We start from the raw sequence: 18,577 nt of genomic DNA on the forward strand, positions 1-18,577 counted from the left end.
CGCGGCGATCGGGGCGACGGCCCCCACGATCCGCCGCAGCAGGGCCGGCGGGTCCTGCCGCCGCCCCGACACGATCTCCGCGCGCACGCCCGCCAGCACGGCGTCGGCGTGGTCCGCGCGGGCCCGCAGCTCACCCGGGGCGAGGTCCGCGTACGGGTCCGCCGCGCCCTCGCCCGGCCTGCGGGCCGCCGCGATCTCCGCCTCGCCGCCGGTCAGCGCGGCCCCGACCAGCGCCGCCGCCGCGGTCAGCTCACCGGCCAGCCGCTCCACGCCGCCGACGAGGACGCCGGCCTGCGCGACACCGCCCTCGGCCGCCCTGAGCCGGCCCGCCGCCGCCTCCACGTCGTCCCGGTCCGCGCTCTGCCGGGCGAGGTTCAGCCGGGTCGTCGCGAACACCAGCCGGTCCTTGGCCTGCTCGGCATGGCCCGTGACGCCCAGGAGCGCGGCGGGCGCGTAGCACCCGGCCAGCTCGCGAAGACGCGCCTCGGCGGCGCCCGTACGGCCCGTCAGTTCCCGGAACCGGCTCTCGGCGACCGCGAGCGCCGCCCCGAGCCCCCCGCCCGGACCCTCCTCCAGCCCGCGCAGCTGGTCGAAGGCGGCGGCCCTGGTGTCCAGCAGCCGCCCCGTCTCCTCGCACCGCCCGACGACGCCCGCCAGCGCGTGCCGGCGGGCCGCGGCCTCCCCGGGGACGCCCTCCTCGTACTGGCGGCGCATCCGGAACGCGACCGCCAGCTCGGCCCGCGCCTCCCGCAGCGCCCGTGCGACGTCCTCGGTCCCGCCGGAGGCGGCCGCCGCGGCGAAGCCGAGTTCCTCGCCGCTGACGCGTACCCAGTCGTCGGCGCCGACCAGCGCGGCGCGGGCCCGCTCGTCGAGTTCCCCAGCGGTCGGCTCCGCGGCCTGCACCGCCGCCCCACCGGGTGTCGTCCGCCCCGTGGCGCGTCGTCCGCGCCGCCAGAAGCCGTAGCCCGCGAGCATGCCCGCCGCGGCCACGGCGGCCACCGGCAGGACGAGGTCGACCGGCGAGGTCCGCTCGTTCTCCACCCGGCGCGGCGCACCGGCCGCCGCACGCTCGGCGCCGCCGCCCGCCACCGCACCGCCCGCCACCGCACCGCCCGCGGTCATCCCCGGCAGCACCAGCCAGGCCACCCCGATCAGCCCGCCCACCAGGGCGTGCGCCACCCGCGCCGATATCTGCGCGCGCGCACGCCGCGGCCGGCCGCGGATCAAGGAGGACGTCACATTCCGGAGCGTAAAGGGGCAAAGGCGCCCGCGCGACCGGGGGTGTCAGGGGTGGCGCACCCGGCCGCGGCGCACCCGGCGGATCGTCAGGAGCGCCTCCTGATCTTCGACCCCAGCCACACCAGCGGGTCGTACTTGCGGTCCACGGCCCGTTCCTTCAGGGGGATCAGCGCGTTGTCGGTGATCTTGATGCCCTCGGGGCAGACCTCCGTGCAGCACTTGGTGATGTTGCAGTAGCCGAGACCGTGCTCGTCCTGGGCGGTCCGCTTGCGGTCCAGGCCGCTCTCGTCCGCCGCGTCCAGCGGATGCATGTCCAGCTCCGCGACCCGCATCAGGAAGCGCGGTCCCGCGAACGCCGGCTTGTTCTCCTCGTGGTCGCGCACCACGTGGCAGGTGTCCTGGCACAGGAAGCACTCGATGCACTTGCGGAACTCCTGCGAGCGGTCCACGTCCTCCTGCATCATGCGGTACTCGCCCGGGGCGAGGCCCTTGGGCGGTACGAAGGCCGGGACCTGTCGGGCCTTGTCGTAGTTGAAGCCGACGTCGGTGACCAGGTCCCGCACCACCGGGAAGGCGCGGAGCGGGGTGACGGTGACCGTCTCCTCGCGGGTGAACACCGACATCCGCGTCATGCACAGCAGCCGCGGCCGCCCGTTGATCTCGGCGGAGCACGAACCGCACTTGCCCGCCTTGCAGTTCCAGCGGACGGCCAGGTCGGGTGCCTGGGTGGCCTGGATGCGGTGGATGATGTCGAGGACCACCTCGCCGTCGTTCACCTCGACCGCGAAGTCCTCCAGGCCGCCGCCCCCGACGTCGCCGCGCCATACCCTGAAGCGGGCCTCGTAGCTGCTCACGGGTGGAGCTCCTCCTCGGCGAGGTACTTGACCAGCTCTTCCTTGTCGAAGAGGGCGAGCAGGTCCTGGCGGATGGGATCGGTGGCCTCGCGGTCGAGCGTGATCTGGCCGCGCTCGGGGTCGGTCGCCGCGAGGCCCCCCGTCGGGTCGGGCGCCCGGCACAGCAGGTTGACGGCACGCCAGGCGCGGTCCATCGTCGGATGGTCCTCGCGGGTGTGGCCGCCGCGGGACTCGGTGCGCTCCAGCGCCGCGCGGGCCACGCACTCGCTGACCAGCAGCATGTTGCGCAGGTCCAGCGCCAGGTGCCAGCCGGGGTTGAACTGGCGGTGCCCCTCCACTCCGGCCCGCCGGGCCCGTACCCGCAGGTCGGCCAGTTTCTCGAGGGCCTGCTCCATCTCCGCCTCGCGCCGGATGATGCCCACCAGGTCGTTCATGGCCTGCTGGAGCTCCTGGTGCAGGGTGTACGGGTTCTCCGGCGGGCGCCCCTCGCCGGCACTGGCGGCCGGACCCTCGGCCGAGAAGGGCCGCAGGGCCTCCGCTGCCGCCGTGTCGATCTCCACGTCGCTGACCGCGGGGTGCCCGCCGGCCGACGCCGCCGCGTGCTCGGCGGCGTGCCGGCCGGCCCGGCGGCCGAACACCAGCAGGTCGGACAGGGAGTTGCCGCCCAGCCGGTTCGAGCCGTGCATGCCGCCGGCCGCCTCGCCGGCCGCGAACAGCCCCGGCACCCCGCGCGCCGCCGCGGTGTCCGAGTCGACGGCGATCCCGCCCATGACGTAGTGGCAGGTCGGCCCGACCTCCATCGCCTCGGCGGTGATGTCCACGTCCGCCAGCTCCTTGAACTGGTGGTACATGGAGGGCAGCCGGCGCCGGATCACGTCCGCCGGCATCCGGGTCGACACGTCGAGGAAGACCCCGCCGTGCGGGGAGCCCCGGCCCGCCTTCACCTCGGCGTTGATGGCCCGCGCCACCTCGTCGCGGGGGAGCAGTTCGGGAGGGCGCCGGTTGTGGTCCGGGTCCTCGTACCAGCGGTCGCCCTCCGCCTCGGACTCGGCGTACTTCTCCTTGAAGACGTCGGGGATGTAGTCGAACATGAACCGCTTGCCCTCGGAGTTGCGCAGCACCCCTCCGTCGCCGCGCACCGACTCGGTGACGAGGATGCCCTTCACCGACGGCGGCCAGACCATGCCCGTCGGATGGAACTGCACGAACTCCATGTTCAGCAGCGGCGCACCGGCGAGCAGCGCCAGCGCGTGGCCGTCGCCCGTGTACTCCCAGGAGTTCGACGTCACCTTGAAGGACTTGCCGATGCCGCCCGTCGCGATCACCACGGACGGCGCCTCCAGGACGAAGAAGCGGCCCGTCTCGCGTTCGTAGGCGAAGACCCCGGAGACCCGGCTGCCGTCCTTGAGGATCCGGGTGACCGTGCACTCCTGGAAGACCTTCAGCCGGGACTCGTAGTCGCCGGTCTCCCTCTCGTCCTCCTGCTGGAGCGCCACGATCTTCTGCTGGAGCGTGCGGATCAGCTCAAGGCCGGTGCGGTCGCCGACGTGCGCGAGGCGCGGGTACTCGTGGCCGCCGAAGTTGCGCTGGGAGATGCGCCCGTCCTTCGTACGGTCGAAGAGCGCACCCCAGGTCTCCAGCTCCCACACCCGCTCCGGGGCCTCCCGCGCGTGCAGTTCGGCCATCCGCCACTGGTTGAGGAACTTGCCGCCGCGCATGGTGTCGCGGAAGTGGACCTGCCAGTTGTCGTGCTCGTTGGCGTTGGCCATGGCCGCCGCGATGCCGCCCTCGGCCATCACCGTGTGCGCCTTGCCGAACAGCGACTTGCAGATCACGGCCGTACGGGCGCCCCGCTCGCGCGCCTCGATCGCCGCCCGCAGGCCCGCGCCCCCGGCGCCGACCACGACGACGTCCCACTCCTGCCGTTCGACCACGGACATCTGTTCAGTCCCCACTCACGATTAGAAGAAGCGCGGATCGTCGAAGACCCCGGACGCGACGAGATAGACGTAGAAGTCGGCGAGCGCGACGCTCAGCAGCGACGCCCATGCCAGCTGCATGTGGCGGGCGTTGAGCTTCCCGATCCACTGCCACACGCGGTAGCGCACGGGGTGCTTGGAGAAGTGCTTGAGCTTGCCGCCGACGATGTGCCGGCAGGAGTGGCAGGACAGGGTGTACGCCCAGATCAGCACGATGTTGAGGAGGAAGACGAGGGTGCCGAGGCCCATGTGGCCCCACGCGTAGTTCTCGTCGCGGAACGCGAGCACCGTGTCGTACGTCAGGATGCCGGCGACCAGGAGCGCGGCGTAGAAGAAGTACCGGTGGACGTTCTGCAGGATCAGCGGGAAGCGCGTCTCGCCGGAGTACTTCTCGTGCGGCTCCGCCACCGCGCAGGCCGGCGGCGACATCCAGAAGCCGCGGTAGTACGCCTTGCGGTAGTAGTAGCAGGTCAGGCGGAAGCCGAGCGGGAAGATCAGGATGATGATCGCGGGGGAGACGCCCCACCAGCCGCCGAGGAGGTCCCAGTTGGGACCGCCGCGCATCGGCGCGCAGTTCTCGGCCAGGCAGGGCGAGTAGAACGGGGAGACGTACGGCGCCGCGTAGTAGTCCGCGTTGGCGAAGGCCCGCCAGGTCGAGTACACGATGAACGCGAACAGACCGGCCGCGGTGGCGGCCGGGGCCAGCCACCAGCGGTCGGTCCGCAGGTGCGGGGCGGCGATCGCGGCGCGCGTACCGGTGCGTACGCCGCCGCTGCTCGGATGGGGTTCCGTACCAGTGGCCAATGCATGACTCCGGTCGGGTCGGGTGGGTGCGGATCAGGGGGCGCGGCGGTCCCGGGCGCCGAGACCCTCGTCGTCCGTGTCGACCCACAGTGAGTCGTCGTACGGCGTGTCGGGGATGGTGACCAGCTCCGGCTTGCGCTGCGGGGCCGGGCCCGCCGAGGCGTCCCGCAGCAGCGCGACGCTCTCGCGCAGATGGTTGACGTCGGTGCGGACGCGGCGCATCTCGATCCCGCCGGTGCCCAGCTGCTTCTCCAGCCGGCCCACGGACCGGGCCAGCTCGTCGAGGCAGCGCTGAATCGCTGTCAGGTCGTCGTGCACGGACATGACGTGACCTCACTTCCGTGGGCCCTGCGGCCCGGGGTGGCAACGTTCATGCGCCTGCGAGTGTTGCGCGTCACACCTGTCGCTGTGAAGTCATGTGCAGCGATTGGCGGATTGCACACCCGCGGCGTGCGCCGCGGCGCGCACCGCGGCGCACGCCCGCGAGCGCTCGGTGCGCGCCGGGGCGGGCCGGGGGCGAACCAGGGGCGGACCGGGCCGGGCCGGAGCCGTCCCCGGGCCCGAGCTGCTCCGTACGGGTGGGCTCCCGTGCCCGTGCCGCCGTGTCGCCCCGGCCGGGCGAATCCTTTCCTCTTCAGTGGGGTGCCATAGATCTGATCAAATCCAAATACCGCCAAAAGTGATCAGAACGCACACATCGTCATCGGCGGGAGCCGCTCCCCGGAGGTACAGAGATGTCCCACGACGGCGTCGCAACCAGGCCGGGCCGCAGCGCGGTCATGCGCTCGGTCGCCTTTCTGACCGCTGGGGCGCTCGCGCTGCCCGCGCTCGCGGGGTGCAGCGACCCCGACCCGGCCGGCAAACCGCTCGCCGGCCAGGACATCGCCCCGGCCGCCCGCGCCGACCTCGCCGACGGCGGCACCCTGCGCTGGGCCGTCGACGCGGTGCCGGAGACGCTGAACACCTTCCAGTCGGACGCCGACGCGACCACCACCCGCATCGCGCAGGCCACGCTGCCCTCGATGTTCCGGCTCGACGCGAACGGGCGCCCCGCGCGCAACGCGGACTACCTGGAGTCCGCCAAGACCGTCGCCACCGAGCCCAGGCAGGTCGTGCTCTACAAGCTCAACCAGCAGGCCGTCTGGAGCGACGGCCGGGAGATCGGCGCCGCCGACTTCGCCGCCCAGTGGCGGGCCCTGTCCGGCAAGGACAGCGCCTACTGGACCGCCCGCAACGCCGGTTACGACCGCATCGAGAAGATCGAGCGGGGTGCGAACGACCTGGAGGTCCGGGTCACCTTCGCGCGGACCTACGCCGACTGGCGCTCGCTGTTCTCGCCGCTGTACCCGAAGGAGGTCATGGGCACCCCGGACTCCTTCAACGACGGCGCCCGGCGCAAGCTCAAGGTCAGCGCCGGACCGTTCGCCGTGAAGAAGGTCGACCGCAAGGCGGACCAGGTCCGGCTGACCCGCAACCCCCGCTGGTGGGGGCGGCCGGCCAGGCTGGAGGAGATCGTGCTGCGGGCGGTGCCGCGCGACCGGCGGGCCGCCGAACTGGCCGCCGGCGAGCTGGACCTCGCCGATGTCGACCCCGCGGCGGCCCGCCGCATCGCCGTCGCGGCCCCCCGCCCGAAGCCCCCGACGGCCGGCGCGAGCGCCGGCGCGACGCAGCTGATGGGGCCGGACCGGCCCGCGCCGCTGACGCCCGCGCAGCAGCGGGACCGCAAGAGGTTCCGCGGCGTCGAGATGCGCAAGTCGCTGGAGCCGTCCTTCACCCAGCTCGCTCTCAACGGGGGCGACGACGGACCGCTCAACGACGAGCGGGTGCGGCGGGCCGTGGCCCGCGCGCTCGACCGCGAGGAGCTCGCGAAGCTGGTGCTGTCCCCGCTCGGCCTGCCCGCCGAGCCGGTCGGCAGCCACCTCGCCCTGTCCGGCCAGGCCGCCTACGCCGACAACAGCGGGGCGATCGGCGGCCCCGACACCGCCGAGGCGCAGGCCCTCCTCGCGGACGCGGGCTGGGTGCCGGGCGGGCCCGTCAAGGAGAAGAAGAAGGGCGAGAAGGGCGAGAAGGCGGCGGGCGGCGAGGCCGACAAGGACGAGAAGAGCGCGAAGGACAAGGACAAGGGCAAAGACAAGGACAAGAAGAGCGAGGACGAGAGCAAGGGCAAGGGCAAGGACAAGGACTCCGACGCGAAGGACTCCGGCTCCGGCAGCGACACCTATATCGTCGGCGAGGACGGCAAGTCCGGCGACGACGGCAAGCGCGAGCAGCTCGCCCAGGACGGCAGGCAGTACGGCGGCAACCAGCTCCCGCAGGGCGGCGCACCCGGCGCCTACGCCCCGCAGGGCACGGCCGCACCGGCCGGCGCGGCGGCCCGCCCGCTCGCCAAGGACGGCAAGGCCCTGACGCTGCGGTTCGTGGTGCCGGCGGGCGAGGGCTCGCAGACCCTGCGCACGGTCGCGGACCGGATCGGGCTGATGCTGCGCCGGGTCGGCATCCGCACCGAGGTCACCAAGGTCCCGGACGAGAGCTACTTCAAGGACCACATCGCCTCCGGCCAGTACGACCTCGCCCTCTACTCCTGGCCCAGCTCCCCCTACCCGGCCACCGACGCCCGGCCCGTCTACGCCAAGCCCGTCCCGGCGGCCGACGGCTCCCTGAACGTCGAGCAGAACTACACCCGGATCGGCACCGACCAGGTCGACCAGCTCTTCGACCAGGCCGCCGGCACGCTCGACGAGTCCGAGTCGCGTTCCCTGATCCGCAAGGCGGACTCCCGCATCTGGGCGTCGGTCGGTTCGATCCCGCTGTACCAGCGTCCCGAGCTCACCGCGGCGCGGACCTCGGTCGCCAACGCGGGCGCCTTCGGCTTCGGCACCCCGGTCTACGAGGACATGGGCTTCCTGAAGAAGGACTTCAAGCCCGCGGCCACGGCGTCGGCCGGGTAGGACGTCCGGCCCTTGGCCGATCACGGGCGCCGGACGGGGCACACGGCCCGTCCGGCGCCTCCTTTTGCCCCGATCACATCCCTGACCTGCGTGGCAGCAGCCCGCGAGGCCCCGGCCGCCGCCGCCCCGTACCATGGGGTGAGGCCGTGGCTTGTACCGCCCGGCAGGGCCCGCGTCACCGACGTACACACCAGGGCCGTCCACACACTCCGGGAGTACGCCGCAATATGACTGCGTTGTCCACGCGTCACGACATCCGCAACGTCGCCATCGTCGCCCACGTCGACCACGGCAAGACCACCATCGTCGACGGCATGCTGAAGCAGGCCGGTGCCTTCGCCGCGCACCAGCTCGACTCCGTCGACGACCGCATGATGGACTCGAACGACCTGGAGCGTGAGAAGGGCATCACGATCCTCGCCAAGAACACGGCGGTGAAGTACCACCCCAAGGACGGCGGGGACCCGATCACGATCAACATCATCGACACCCCCGGCCACGCCGACTTCGGCGGCGAGGTCGAGCGCGGCCTGTCGATGGTCGACGGTGTCGTGCTGCTGGTCGACGCCTCGGAGGGGCCGCTGCCGCAGACCCGCTTCGTGCTGCGCAAGGCCCTCCAGGCCCGGCTGCCGATCATCCTCTGCATCAACAAGACGGACCGGCCCGACGCCCGTATCGACGAGGTCGTCAACGAGACCTACGACCTCTTCCTCGACCTGGACGCCGACGAGGAGCAGATCGAGTTCCCGATCGTCTACGCCTGCGGCCGTGACGGCATCGCCTCGCTGACCAAGCCGGACGACGGGACCGTGCCCGCCGACTCCACCAGCCTGGAGCCGTTCTTCTCCACGATCCTGGAGCACATCCCGGCCCCGACGTTCGACGCGAACGCCCCGCTCCAGGCCCATGTCACCAACCTCGACGCCGACAACTTCCTCGGCCGTATCGCCCTGCTGCGCGTGCACCAGGGCGAGCTGAAGAAGGGGCAGACCGTCGCCTGGATGAAGCGCGACGGCTCGGTGGCCAACGTCCGCATCAGCGAGCTGATGATGACGGAGGCGCTCACCCGCAAGCCCGCCGAGGTGGCAGGCCCGGGTGACATCTGCGCCGTCGCCGGCATCACCGAGATCATGATCGGCGAGACGCTGGCCGACCCGGAGAACCCGGTACCGCTCCCGCTGATCACGGTCGACGAGCCCGCGATCTCCATGGTCATCGGCACCAACACCTCCCCGCTGGTCGGCCGCGGCGGCACCGGCAAGGGCGCCGAGGCCAAGTCGGCCGTCAAGGACCGCAAGGTCACCGCCCGCCAGGTCAAGGACCGCCTCGACCGCGAGCTGATCGGCAACGTCTCCCTGCGCGTGCTCGACACCGAGCGCCCCGACGCCTGGGAGGTCCAGGGCCGCGGTGAGCTGGCGCTGGCCATCCTGGTCGAGCAGATGCGCCGCGAGGGCTTCGAGCTGACCATCGGCAAGCCGCAGGTGGTCACCAAGGACGTCGAGGGCAAGGTCTACGAGCCCGTCGAGCGCATGACGATCGATGTGCCCGAGGAGCACATGGGCGCCGTGACCCAGCTGATGGGCGTGCGCAAGGGCCGCATGGACAACATGTCCAACCACGGCTCCGGCTGGGTGCGCATGGAGTTCGTCGTGCCCTCCCGCGGCCTCATCGGCTTCCGGACCGAGTTCCTCACGCAGACCCGCGGCACCGGCATCGGCCACTCCATCCACGAGGGCCACGAGCCCTGGTTCGGCGCGCTGCAGACCCGTAACAACGGCTCCCTGGTCGCGGACCGCGCCGGCGCCGTCACCGCTTTCGCGATGACGAACCTCCAGGAGCGCGGCGTGCTCTTCACCGAGCCCGGCACCGAGGTGTACGAGGGCATGATCGTCGGCGAGAACTCCCGCTCCGACGACATGGACGTCAACATCACCAAGGAGAAGAAGCTCACCAACATGCGGTCGTCCACGGCCGACGTGGCCGAGTCGATCGTCCCGCCGCGCAAGCTGTCGCTGGAGCAGTCCCTGGAGTTCTGCCGCGACGACGAGTGCGTCGAGGTGACGCCGGAGGCGGTGCGCATCCGCAAGGTGAACCTGGACGCCCGCGAGCGCGCCCGCGCCGCGAGCCGCGCGAAGCACGGCTGACGCCGGCTCTCCTCCAGGCACAGCGACCTCGGGCACCCCCTTCGGGCGGGGTGCCCGAGGTCGCTGCGTTCGGGGCGGCCGTCGGACAGCGGGCCGGGTGTTGTCACGGGGTAGGGATAACCCTCTATTTACAGGTGTGACGGGCAGCCTTCACGCGATGCCCACTACGCTGCGGTACGCGGCTGTCCGCCCGGCGGCATGGAGCCACGGTGGCGAACGGCGCAGTCGCGCGGGGGAAGCGGGCTGGATCTCGCCTTGCACGGCGACAGGGGTCGCCGCAATCGGATTTCACACACATGCGTCCGGAATACGGACACTCATTCCCGATAGATGTGTAACAAGTCCGTTTCGGAGGGATCTTTCGCCAAACCCTTTGTCCGGATTTTGGAAGAAGTACGCGCCAGGTGTGATCGAACCGAGACCTTAGGGATGTGGTTCGGTCTGGTCGCATGGCAGATAGTTAGGCGCGTAGAGCTCGGACGAACGGGTCATGCATCGACGGGGTGCTGGCTTGCGAGCGCGGGGTCGCACTTGGCGGTTTCCGCCACCGAACACGGTGGCGGGCTTGTGTCTTGTGCCCCCTCTTGCGGTGTACCAATGGACTCATGAGGAGGAACCCATGCGCGGTGCCAAGAGCGCCAAGTGGGTCGCGATAGCCGCGGTTGTGGCGCTGGGCGCGACCGCCTGTGGTGGTGGCAGTGGTGACAGCGGCAGTGGTGACAAGTCTGCCGCGATCGACCCGAACGGCAAGTTCTCGATCGAGGTCGGCGAGCCGCAGAACCCGCTGCAGCCGGCGAACACCATGGAGTCCAACGGCAGCATCGTCACGCGTGCGCTGTTCTCCACGCTCGTCGACTACGACAAGAGCGGCAAGATCGTCATGGTGAACGCCGACTCGGTGGACACCACGGACAACAAGACCTTCACGGTCAAGCTCAAGAAGGGCTGGAAGTTCCACGACGGGACGCCGGTCACCGCCGAGTCGTACGTCAAGGCGTGGAACTGGGCCGCCACTCCGGCGAACAAGCAGACCAACAGCTTCTGGTTCGCCGACATCAAGGGCTACTCCGACGTGGCCCCCGAGTCCGGCAAGCCGAAGGCGACGGAGATGTCCGGCCTGAAGGTCGTCGACGACTCCACCTTCACCATCGAGCTCACGACCGCGATCCCGTACTTCGTCTACAAGCTGGGCTACGAGGTCTTCTCGCCGCTGCCGGAGTCCTTCTACAAGGACCCGGCCGCCGCCGGCAAGAAGCCGATCGGCAACGGTCCCTACAAGTTCGTCAGCTGGGACAACAAGAAGCAGATCGAGGTCGCCCGCTACGACGACTACCAGGGTCCGAACAAGGCCAAGAACGGTGGTGTGATCTTCAAGAACTACACCAACCTGGAGACGGCCTACGAGGACCTGAAGTCGGGCAACGTCGACGTCCTGCGCCAGATCGCGCCGAAGGACCTGCCGGTCTACAAGACGGACCTCGGCGACCGCGGCGTCGACATGGCGTACTCCGCCGTCCAGACGATCGCCCCGGCCTTCTACACCAAGCAGTGGAAGGACATCGACCCCAAGGTCCTGCAGGGCCTGTCGATGGCGATCGACCGCCAGACCATCACCAAGACGGTGCTCCAGGGCACGCGTGAGCCCGCCACCGGCTGGGTCGCGAAGGGTGTTCTCGGCTACCAGGACAGCCTGGGCTCCGACATCTTCACGTACAACCCCACCAAGGCGAAGCAGCTCATCAAGGAAGGCGGCGGTGTTCCCAAGAACGCCATCTCCATCCAGTACAACGCCGACGGCGGGCACAAGGAGTGGGTCGCGGCCGTCTGCAACTCCATCACCAAGGCCACCGGCGTGAAGTGCACCGGTGACTCCAAGGCGGACTTCCAGGCCGACCTCAACGCGCGTGACGCGCAGGAGGTCAAGTCCATGTACCGCTCGGGCTGGGTGCTGGACTACCCCTTCAACGCCAACTTCCTGCGTGACCTCTTCGGCACCAAGTCGTCCGGCAACCAGAGCGGCTTCTCCAACAAGGAGGTCGACAACCTGATCGCGCAGGCCGACGCCGCCAAGTCGCAGGACGAGTCGATGAAGCTCTACCAGGATCTGGAGAAGAAGCTCCCGAACTACATGCCGAGCATCCCGCTCTGGTACTACAAGGTCAACGCGGGCTACTCCGAGAACGTCACCGGCGTCGCGTACGCCCAGGACGGCGACCCGGTTCTGACCGGGGTTCAGGTCAAGAAGAAGTAAGAGCAGAGAAGTCCGCGAGCCCGAGGGCGGCGCCGAACGGCGCCGCCCTCGGGGGGACGGCAGCGGCTGGGGGGCCCTTTCCCTATGCATCCCTTCCGGGGAGCGTATGGAAGGGGCCCGTCGGCTGCCGTTGCTGGAATTGACATGGAGGCACGATGGGGCGCTACGTCGCACGACGACTGCTCCAGATGATCCCGGTGTTCTTCGGAACCACCTTGCTCATCTTTCTCATGGTCTACGCCCTGCCCGGCGACCCCGTGCGAGGGCTGTTCGGGGACAAGGCCGGCAGCCCGCAGGTGATCGCGAGCCTGAGACGCGAGTACGGCCTGGACCAGCCGATCCTGGTGCAGTACTACGAATACATGAAGGGCATGCTCCTGCATGCCGACTTCGGCACGCAGATCGCCAGTGGCCGTCCGGTCACCGACGTGCTGGGCGACGCTTTCCCCGTGACCCTGCGCCTCGCCTCCCTGGCGTTCGCCATCGAGGTCGTCCTCGGCATCTCGCTCGGCATCGTGGCGGGCATGCGCGCCGGCCGGCTGACGGACAACGTGATCCTCGTGGTCGCGCTGCTGTTCATCTCGGTCCCGGTGTTCGTGCTCGGCTACATCCTCAAGGTGGTCTTCGCCTTCCAGCTGAACTGGCTGCCGCCGAACGTCAACGATCCCTCGAACATCAACGAGTTGCTGATGCCGGCCCTTGTGCTGGCCGCGGCGTCGTTGGCCTATGTGACGCGGCTGACGCGTACCTCCATCGCCGAGAACCTGCGCGCCGACTACATCCGTACCGCGATCGCGAAGGGCCTGCCCAGGCGACGCGTGGTGGGGGTGCACCTGATGCGCAACTCCCTGATCCCGGTGGTCACCTACCTGGGAATCGACATCGGCGCGCTGATGGGCGGTGCCGTCGTCACCGAGGGCCTGTTCAACATCAAGGGCGTCGGAGGCACCATCTACGAGTCCATCGTGCGCCGCGAGGGAACGACCGTCGTCGGCCTCGTGACCATCCTGGTCATCGTCTACCTCCTCGCCAGCCTGCTCGTCGACCTGCTGTACGCGGTTCTGGACCCGAGGATTCGCTATGCCTGACTTCACCAAGACGGCCGTGGTGGCGCAGGACGCGGCCGTGGCCGCGGAGATCGCCCCCCAACCGGCCAAGCCGGAGAAGGCGCGCAGTCTCTGGGGCGACGCCTGGGCCGATCTGCGCCGCAGTTGGATCTTCCTGATCTCCAGCGCGCTGATCTTCATCCTGCTGCTGATCACCTTCTTCCCGGGCATGTTCACCGGCACGGATCCGATCCTCGGCGACCTGGCCAAGAACTATCTGCAGAAGCCCAGGCTGGGCAACATCGGCTCGCCCGACTGGCTCGGCTACGACCAGCAGGGCCGCAGCGTGTACGCGCGCGTCATCTACGGCACCCGGGCCTCCATAGCCGTCGGCTTCGGCACGACTTTGTCCGTGACGCTGCTCGGCGGTGTGGTCGGCATGATCGCCGGATACTTCGGCGGCGTCGTCGACGCGGTCCTTTCGCGGCTGACCGACGTGTTCTTCGGCATCCCGTTCCTGCTCGGCACCATGGTCGTGCTCAACTCCTTCCAGGACCGCACGACCTGGGTCGTCATCGGTGCTCTCGGCTTCTTCGGCTGGACCCAGATCGCCCGCGTGATGCGCGGCGCGGTCATCACGACCAAGCAGTCGGACTACGTCCAGGCCGCCAAGGCGCTGGGAGCGAGTACGCCGCGGGTGATGTTCCGGCACATCCTGCCGAACACCCTCGCCCCGGTGATCGTCGTCGCCACCATCTCGCTCGGCGTCTACATCGCCGCCGAGGCCACCCTGTCCTTCCTGGGACTGGGCCTGACCGGCGTCTCGTGGGGCAACGACATCTCCGACGGCGGCAACCAGATCCGTGTGGCCCAGTGGATCATGCTTTATCCGTCGATCATGCTCAGCATCACGGTGCTGGCGTTCATCATGCTCGGTGAGGCCGTCCGCAACGCCCTCGACCCGAAGATGCGCTGAGGGAGGCGTACGTGACCACCATCGAAGAAGTCGTTCCCGTGGAGTCGCCCGCCGGCGGCGACGGGGTGCCGCTGCTCGAAGTGCGCGACCTGCACGTCGAGTTCCATACCCGAGAGGGTGTCGCCAAGGCAGTCAACGGCGTCAACTACAGCGTCAACGCGGGTGAGACCCTCGCCGTGCTTGGCGAGTCGGGCTCCGGCAAGTCCGTCACCGCGCAGGCCGTCATGGGCATCCTGGACATGCCGCCGGCGAGGATCCCGCGGGGCGAGATCCTCTTCCGGGGCCAGGACATGCTGAAGATGTCCGGCGAGGAGCGCCGCAAGATCCGCGGCCAGCGCATCGCCATGATCTTCCAGGACGCGCTGTCCTCGCTGAACCCGGTCCTGACCGTCGGCTACCAGCTGGGCGAGATGTTCCGGGTCCACCAGGGCATGTCCAAGAAGGACGCCAAGATCAAGGCGATCGAGCTGATGGACCGGGTGAAGATCCCGGCCGCGGCCGCCCGCGTGAACGACTACCCCCACCAGTTCTCGGGCGGTATGCGCCAGCGCATCATGATCGCGATGGCGCTGGCCCTGGAGCCTGACCTGATCATCGCCGACGAGCCCACCACGGCCCTCGACGTCACCGTCCAGGCCCAGGTCATGGACCTGCTCGCCGATCTCCAGCGCGAGTACAACATGGGCCTGATCCTCATCACCCACGACCTCGGCGTCGTCGCCGACGTCGCGGACAAGATCGCCGTGATGTACGCGGGCCGTATCGTGGAGCGCGCTCCGGTGCACGGTCTCTACCACCGTCCCGCGCACCCGTACACCAAGGGCCTGCTGGACTCGATCCCGCGCCTGGACCAGAAGGGCCAGGAGCTCTACGCGATCAAGGGTCTGCCGCCCAACCTGCTGCGCATCCCGACCGGTTGCGCGTTCAACCCGCGCTGCCCGCAGGCGCAGGACATCTGCCGCACCGAGGTCCCGGCGCTGCAGCCGGTCGCCGAGCAGGACGGCACCGAACTGGACGGCCGCGGCTCGGCCTGCCACTTCTGGAAGGAGACGATCCATGGCTGAGCTCAGCAAGAGCGACGAGTCGCAGGAGTCCACGCCGAACGTCTCCGAGGTCGAGGTCGTGGACGCCCACTCCGAGTCGGAGGCGGTCGCCGCCATCGAGGCGCCGGTCGAGCGGGGCGAGCCGATCCTTCAGGTGCGCAACCTGGTCAAGCACTTCCCGCTCACCCAGGGCATCCTGTTCAAGAAGCAGGTCGGCGCGGTCAAGGCCGTCGACGGTGTCTCCTTCGACCTGTACCAGGGCGAGACGCTGGGGATCGTGGGCGAGTCCGGCTGCGGCAAGTCGACCGTGGCCAAGCTGCTGATGAACCTGGAGCGGGCGACCGCAGGCGAGATCTTCTACAAGGGCCAGGACATCACCCGGCTGTCCGGGCGGGCCATGAAGGCCGTGCGGCGCAACATCCAGATGGTGTTCCAGGACCCGTACACCTCGCTCAACCCGCGTATGACCGTGGGCGACATCATCGGGGAGCCCTTCGACATCCACCCCGAGGTGGCACCGAAGGGCGACCGGCGCCGCAAGGTCCAGGATCTGCTGGACGTGGTCGGTCTCAACCCCGAGTACATCAACCGCTACCCGCACCAGTTCTCCGGCGGTCAGCGCCAGCGCATCGGCATCGCCAGAGGACTGGCCCTGAACCCCGAGATCATCGTCTGCGACGAGCCCGTCTCGGCGCTGGACGTGTCGGTGCAGGCGCAGGTCATCAACCTGATGGAGCGGCTGCAGGACGAGTTCAACCTGTCCTACATCTTCATCGCGCACGACCTGTCGATCGTCCGGCACATCTCCGACCGCGTCGGGGTCATGTACCTGGGCAAGATGGCGGAGATCGGCACCGACGAGCAGATCTACGACCACCCGACCCACCCGTACACCCAGGCGCTGCTGTCGGCCGTCCCGGTCCCCGACCCGGATGCCCGCGAGCACCGCGACCGCATCATCCTCACCGGCGACGTGCCCTCACCGGCCAACCCGCCGTCGGGCTGCCGCTTCCGCACCCGCTGCTGGAAGGCAGAGGACAAGTGCGCCGAGGAGGTGCCCCTGCTGGCCGTCCCCGAGCGCTTCAGCGGCGTGGACACCCCCGCGGCCCACGAGTCCGCCTGTCACTTCGCCGAGGAGAAGGACGTCGTCAACGCGGCCTGACGACCTCGTGCGCCCCGGTTCCCGGCACCTCCACCGAGGTGCCGGGAACAGGTGTTTTCACGGCCGGTCCGGACCGCCGGGTTCAGCCCTCGGCTCCCGGCCCAGGGGCACGCCGTCCGGGCGGGTGCGCTCGCGTCCAGCACCGCGAGATCCCGGCCACGCGTGACGGCGGCCCGTGAAACCCCGTGTGACCCGCGGAAAAACTGAAGTCATGCGAGTGAGGCAGGCAGTGGTCCACACCGCTGAAGCCCTGCCGACCGGGCCCTGGCGGCAGGGCGCCCGGCCGTCCGTCCACAGCGGCGCACCCCGGTCGCGCGCACCGCGCCTTCCGCCCTCGCCGGACGCAGGTCGCGCGGCACCGGCCCCGCGCGGTCGGCGGATGCCGCCGATAGGGGTAACGCCGCCCCGGATGGGTGCCGTGGACATGCCCGGCCCGCAGCGGTTGCCGATATTTGCGGGTAAGGCGCGACGCACAAGGGCGGCGCCCTCAGGAGGAGGCACCATGCGTGGAGCCACAGCCACCCGATGGGCCGCCTGTGTGACGGCCGTCGCGCTCGCGGCGACCGGCTGCGGAGGCGGGAGCGACAGCGCCGGTGCCTCCGGCGCCGTGCTCAGCTCCTCGTGGACCGACCCCCAGAACCCCCTGGAGCCCGCCAACACCAACGAGGTGCAGGGCGGCAAGGTGCTCTCCATGATCTTCCGGGGGCTGAAGCAGTACGACCCGAGGACCGGCGAGGCGAAGAACATGCTGGCCGAGCGGATCGAGACCTCCGACTCGCGGCGCTACACCGTCACCCTGAAGGACGGCTGGACCTTCAGCGACGGCGAGAAGGTCACCGCCAAGTCCTTCGTGGACGCCTGGAACTACGGCGCGAGCCTGAGGAACAACCAGAAGAACGCCTACTTCTTCAGCTACATCGAGGGCTACGACAAGGTCCACCCCGCCCGCGGCGAGCAGAGCGCCGAGACGATGTCCGGGCTGAGGACGGTCGACGACAGGACGTTCACCGTCACGCTCAGCCAGAAGTTCTCGGGCTTCCCCGACACCCTCGGCTACAACGCGTTCGTGCCGCTGCCCCGGGCCTTCTACGACGACCGCGCCGGCTGGCTGGCCAAGCCGGTGGGCAACGGCCCGTACACGGTGGAGTCGTACACCAAGGGCTCCGAGATGCGGCTGACGAAGTGGGGGGACTACCCGGGCCCGGACGCCGCCCGCAACGACGGCGTCACGCTCAAGGTCTACACGGACAACAACACGGCCTACACCGACCTGATGGCCGGCAACCTCGACCTCGTCGACGACGTCCCGGCCCAGCAGCTGAAGAACGTCCGCGGCGACCTCGGCGACCGCTACCTCAACACCCCGGCCGGCATCATCCAGACCCTGGCCTTCCCCTACTACGACAAGAACTGGAACAAGGCCGGCTCGGTCAAGGTGCGCCAGGGCCTGTCCCGGGCGATCGACCGCCGGCAGATCACCGAGACCATCTTCCAGAAGACCCGCACCCCGGCCACCGACTGGACCTCGCCCGTCCTCGGCGCGGAGGGCGGCTACAAGGCCGGGCTGTGCGGCGCGTGGTGCGAGTACGACGCGGCGGCCGCGAAGAAGCTGATCAAGGAGGGCGGGGGCCTGCCCGGCGGGCAGGTGAAGATCACGTACAACGCGGACACCGGCTCCCACAAGCTGTGGGTGGACGCCGTCTGCAACTCCATCAACAACGCCCTGGGCAACGACCGGGCCTGCGTCGGCAACCCCATCGGCACCTTCGCCGACTTCCGCAGCAAGTCCACCACCCAGAAGCTCTCCGGCCCCTTCCGGGCGGGCTGGCAGATGGACTACCCGCTGACGCAGAACTTCCTCCAGCCGCTCTACTACACCAACGCCTCCTCCAACGACGGCAAGTGGTCAAGCCCCGAGTTCGACCGGCTGGTGGACCGGGCCAACGCCGAGACCGACCCCGCCAGGTCCGTGCGGATGTTCCAGCAGGCCGAGGAGGTCGTCCGGGACCAGATGGCGGCCATCCCGCTCTGGTACCAGAACGGCAGCGCGGGCTGGTCGCAGCGGCTGTCGAACGTGACCCTCAACCCCTTCAGCGTCCCGGTCTACGACCAGATCAAGGTCGGCTGAGCG

At 69.8% G+C, this 18,577-nt stretch carries 13 protein-coding genes; 8 read left to right on the forward strand and 5 right to left on the reverse strand.

Going from position 1 to position 18,577, the window contains the following annotated elements:
- The 5 genes from SZN_RS15325 to SZN_RS15345 form a co-directional block, all read right to left on the reverse strand.
- Window positions 1–1,239 (reverse strand): hypothetical protein (locus SZN_RS15325; RefSeq protein ID WP_043730852.1); only part of this gene is annotated, 1,239 nt, incomplete at its 3' end.
- Window positions 1,240–1,325: 86 nt separating this feature from the next.
- Window positions 1,326–2,093, reverse strand: coding sequence for a succinate dehydrogenase/fumarate reductase iron-sulfur subunit (locus tag SZN_RS15330; protein WP_007495954.1), 768 nt, complete (start codon window positions 2,091–2,093; stop codon window positions 1,326–1,328).
- Window positions 2,090–4,033 (reverse strand): fumarate reductase/succinate dehydrogenase flavoprotein subunit, encoded by a 1,944-nt coding sequence (locus SZN_RS15335; protein WP_007495956.1) that lies wholly within the window; start codon window positions 4,031–4,033, stop codon window positions 2,090–2,092. The genes SZN_RS15330 and SZN_RS15335 overlap by 4 nt, the downstream gene beginning before the upstream one ends.
- A 21-nt stretch (window positions 4,034–4,054) precedes the next feature.
- On the reverse strand, window positions 4,055–4,876 hold the full coding sequence (locus SZN_RS15340; RefSeq protein WP_007495958.1) for a hypothetical protein: 822 nt from the start codon (window positions 4,874–4,876) through the stop codon (window positions 4,055–4,057).
- 33 nt (window positions 4,877–4,909) lie between these two features.
- Window positions 4,910–5,200, reverse strand: a complete 291-nt coding sequence (locus tag SZN_RS15345; RefSeq protein WP_007495960.1) for a hypothetical protein — start codon at window positions 5,198–5,200, stop codon at window positions 4,910–4,912.
- A 410-nt stretch (window positions 5,201–5,610) separates the two neighbouring features.
- Between SZN_RS15345 and SZN_RS15350 the strand changes: the two genes are divergently transcribed.
- The 8 genes from SZN_RS15350 to SZN_RS15385 all read left to right on the forward strand — a co-directional run bounded on the left by SZN_RS15350 (window position 5,611) and on the right by SZN_RS15385 (window position 18,574).
- Window positions 5,611–7,824 (forward strand): ABC transporter family substrate-binding protein, encoded by a 2,214-nt coding sequence (locus SZN_RS15350; RefSeq protein ID WP_007495962.1) that lies wholly within the window; start codon window positions 5,611–5,613, stop codon window positions 7,822–7,824.
- Window positions 7,825–8,060: 236 nt separating this feature from the next.
- The gene (gene typA / locus SZN_RS15355; RefSeq protein ID WP_007495964.1) at window positions 8,061–9,968 is read left to right on the forward strand and encodes a translational GTPase TypA; all 1,908 of its coding nucleotides are present in this window, start codon (window positions 8,061–8,063) and stop codon (window positions 9,966–9,968) included.
- A gap of 619 nt (window positions 9,969–10,587) precedes the next feature.
- The gene (locus SZN_RS15360) at window positions 10,588–12,219 is read left to right on the forward strand and encodes a peptide ABC transporter substrate-binding protein (protein WP_007495966.1); all 1,632 of its coding nucleotides are present in this window, start codon (window positions 10,588–10,590) and stop codon (window positions 12,217–12,219) included.
- Window positions 12,220–12,374: 155 nt separating this feature from the next.
- On the forward strand, window positions 12,375–13,307 hold the full coding sequence (locus SZN_RS15365; RefSeq protein ID WP_007495967.1) for an ABC transporter permease: 933 nt from the start codon (window positions 12,375–12,377) through the stop codon (window positions 13,305–13,307).
- Window positions 13,300–14,241, forward strand: coding sequence for an ABC transporter permease (locus SZN_RS15370; RefSeq protein ID WP_007495968.1), 942 nt, complete (start codon window positions 13,300–13,302; stop codon window positions 14,239–14,241). Before SZN_RS15365 ends, SZN_RS15370 begins: the two co-directional genes overlap by 8 nt.
- Window positions 14,242–14,252: 11 nt before the next feature.
- On the forward strand, window positions 14,253–15,305 hold the full coding sequence (locus SZN_RS15375) for an ABC transporter ATP-binding protein (RefSeq protein ID WP_007495969.1): 1,053 nt from the start codon (window positions 14,253–14,255) through the stop codon (window positions 15,303–15,305).
- Window positions 15,298–16,446 carry an ABC transporter ATP-binding protein gene (locus tag SZN_RS15380; protein ID WP_007495970.1) on the forward strand — a complete coding sequence of 383 codons (1,149 nt, stop codon included), beginning with the start codon at window positions 15,298–15,300 and terminating at the stop codon, window positions 16,444–16,446. The genes SZN_RS15375 and SZN_RS15380 overlap by 8 nt, the downstream gene beginning before the upstream one ends.
- A gap of 502 nt (window positions 16,447–16,948) precedes the next feature.
- Window positions 16,949–18,574 (forward strand): peptide ABC transporter substrate-binding protein, encoded by a 1,626-nt coding sequence (locus SZN_RS15385; protein WP_043730832.1) that lies wholly within the window; start codon window positions 16,949–16,951, stop codon window positions 18,572–18,574.
- Window positions 18,575–18,577 lie beyond the last annotated feature (3 nt).

This window comes from Streptomyces zinciresistens K42 (assembly GCF_000225525.1).
In the GTDB taxonomy this organism is placed as follows: domain Bacteria; phylum Actinomycetota; class Actinomycetes; order Streptomycetales; family Streptomycetaceae; genus Streptomyces; species Streptomyces zinciresistens.

What these genes read in the sequence shown, in the direction of transcription:
- SZN_RS15380 (WP_007495970.1), top strand. Translation starts at nt 15,298, where the DNA reads ATGGCTGAGCTCAGCAAGAGCGACGAGTCGCAGGAGTCCACGCCGAAC.
- SZN_RS15370 (WP_007495968.1), top strand. Translation starts at nt 13,300, where the DNA reads ATGCCTGACTTCACCAAGACGGCCGTGGTGGCGCAGGACGCGGCCGTG.
- SZN_RS15385 (WP_043730832.1), top strand. Translation starts at nt 16,949, where the DNA reads ATGCGTGGAGCCACAGCCACCCGATGGGCCGCCTGTGTGACGGCCGTC.
- SZN_RS15365 (WP_007495967.1), top strand. Translation starts at nt 12,375, where the DNA reads ATGGGGCGCTACGTCGCACGACGACTGCTCCAGATGATCCCGGTGTTC.
- SZN_RS15360 (WP_007495966.1), top strand. Translation starts at nt 10,588, where the DNA reads ATGCGCGGTGCCAAGAGCGCCAAGTGGGTCGCGATAGCCGCGGTTGTG.
- SZN_RS15335 (WP_007495956.1), bottom strand. Translation starts at nt 4,033, where the DNA reads ATGTCCGTGGTCGAACGGCAGGAGTGGGACGTCGTCGTGGTCGGCGCC.
- SZN_RS15350 (WP_007495962.1), top strand. Translation starts at nt 5,611, where the DNA reads ATGTCCCACGACGGCGTCGCAACCAGGCCGGGCCGCAGCGCGGTCATG.
- SZN_RS15345 (WP_007495960.1), bottom strand. Translation starts at nt 5,200, where the DNA reads ATGTCCGTGCACGACGACCTGACAGCGATTCAGCGCTGCCTCGACGAG.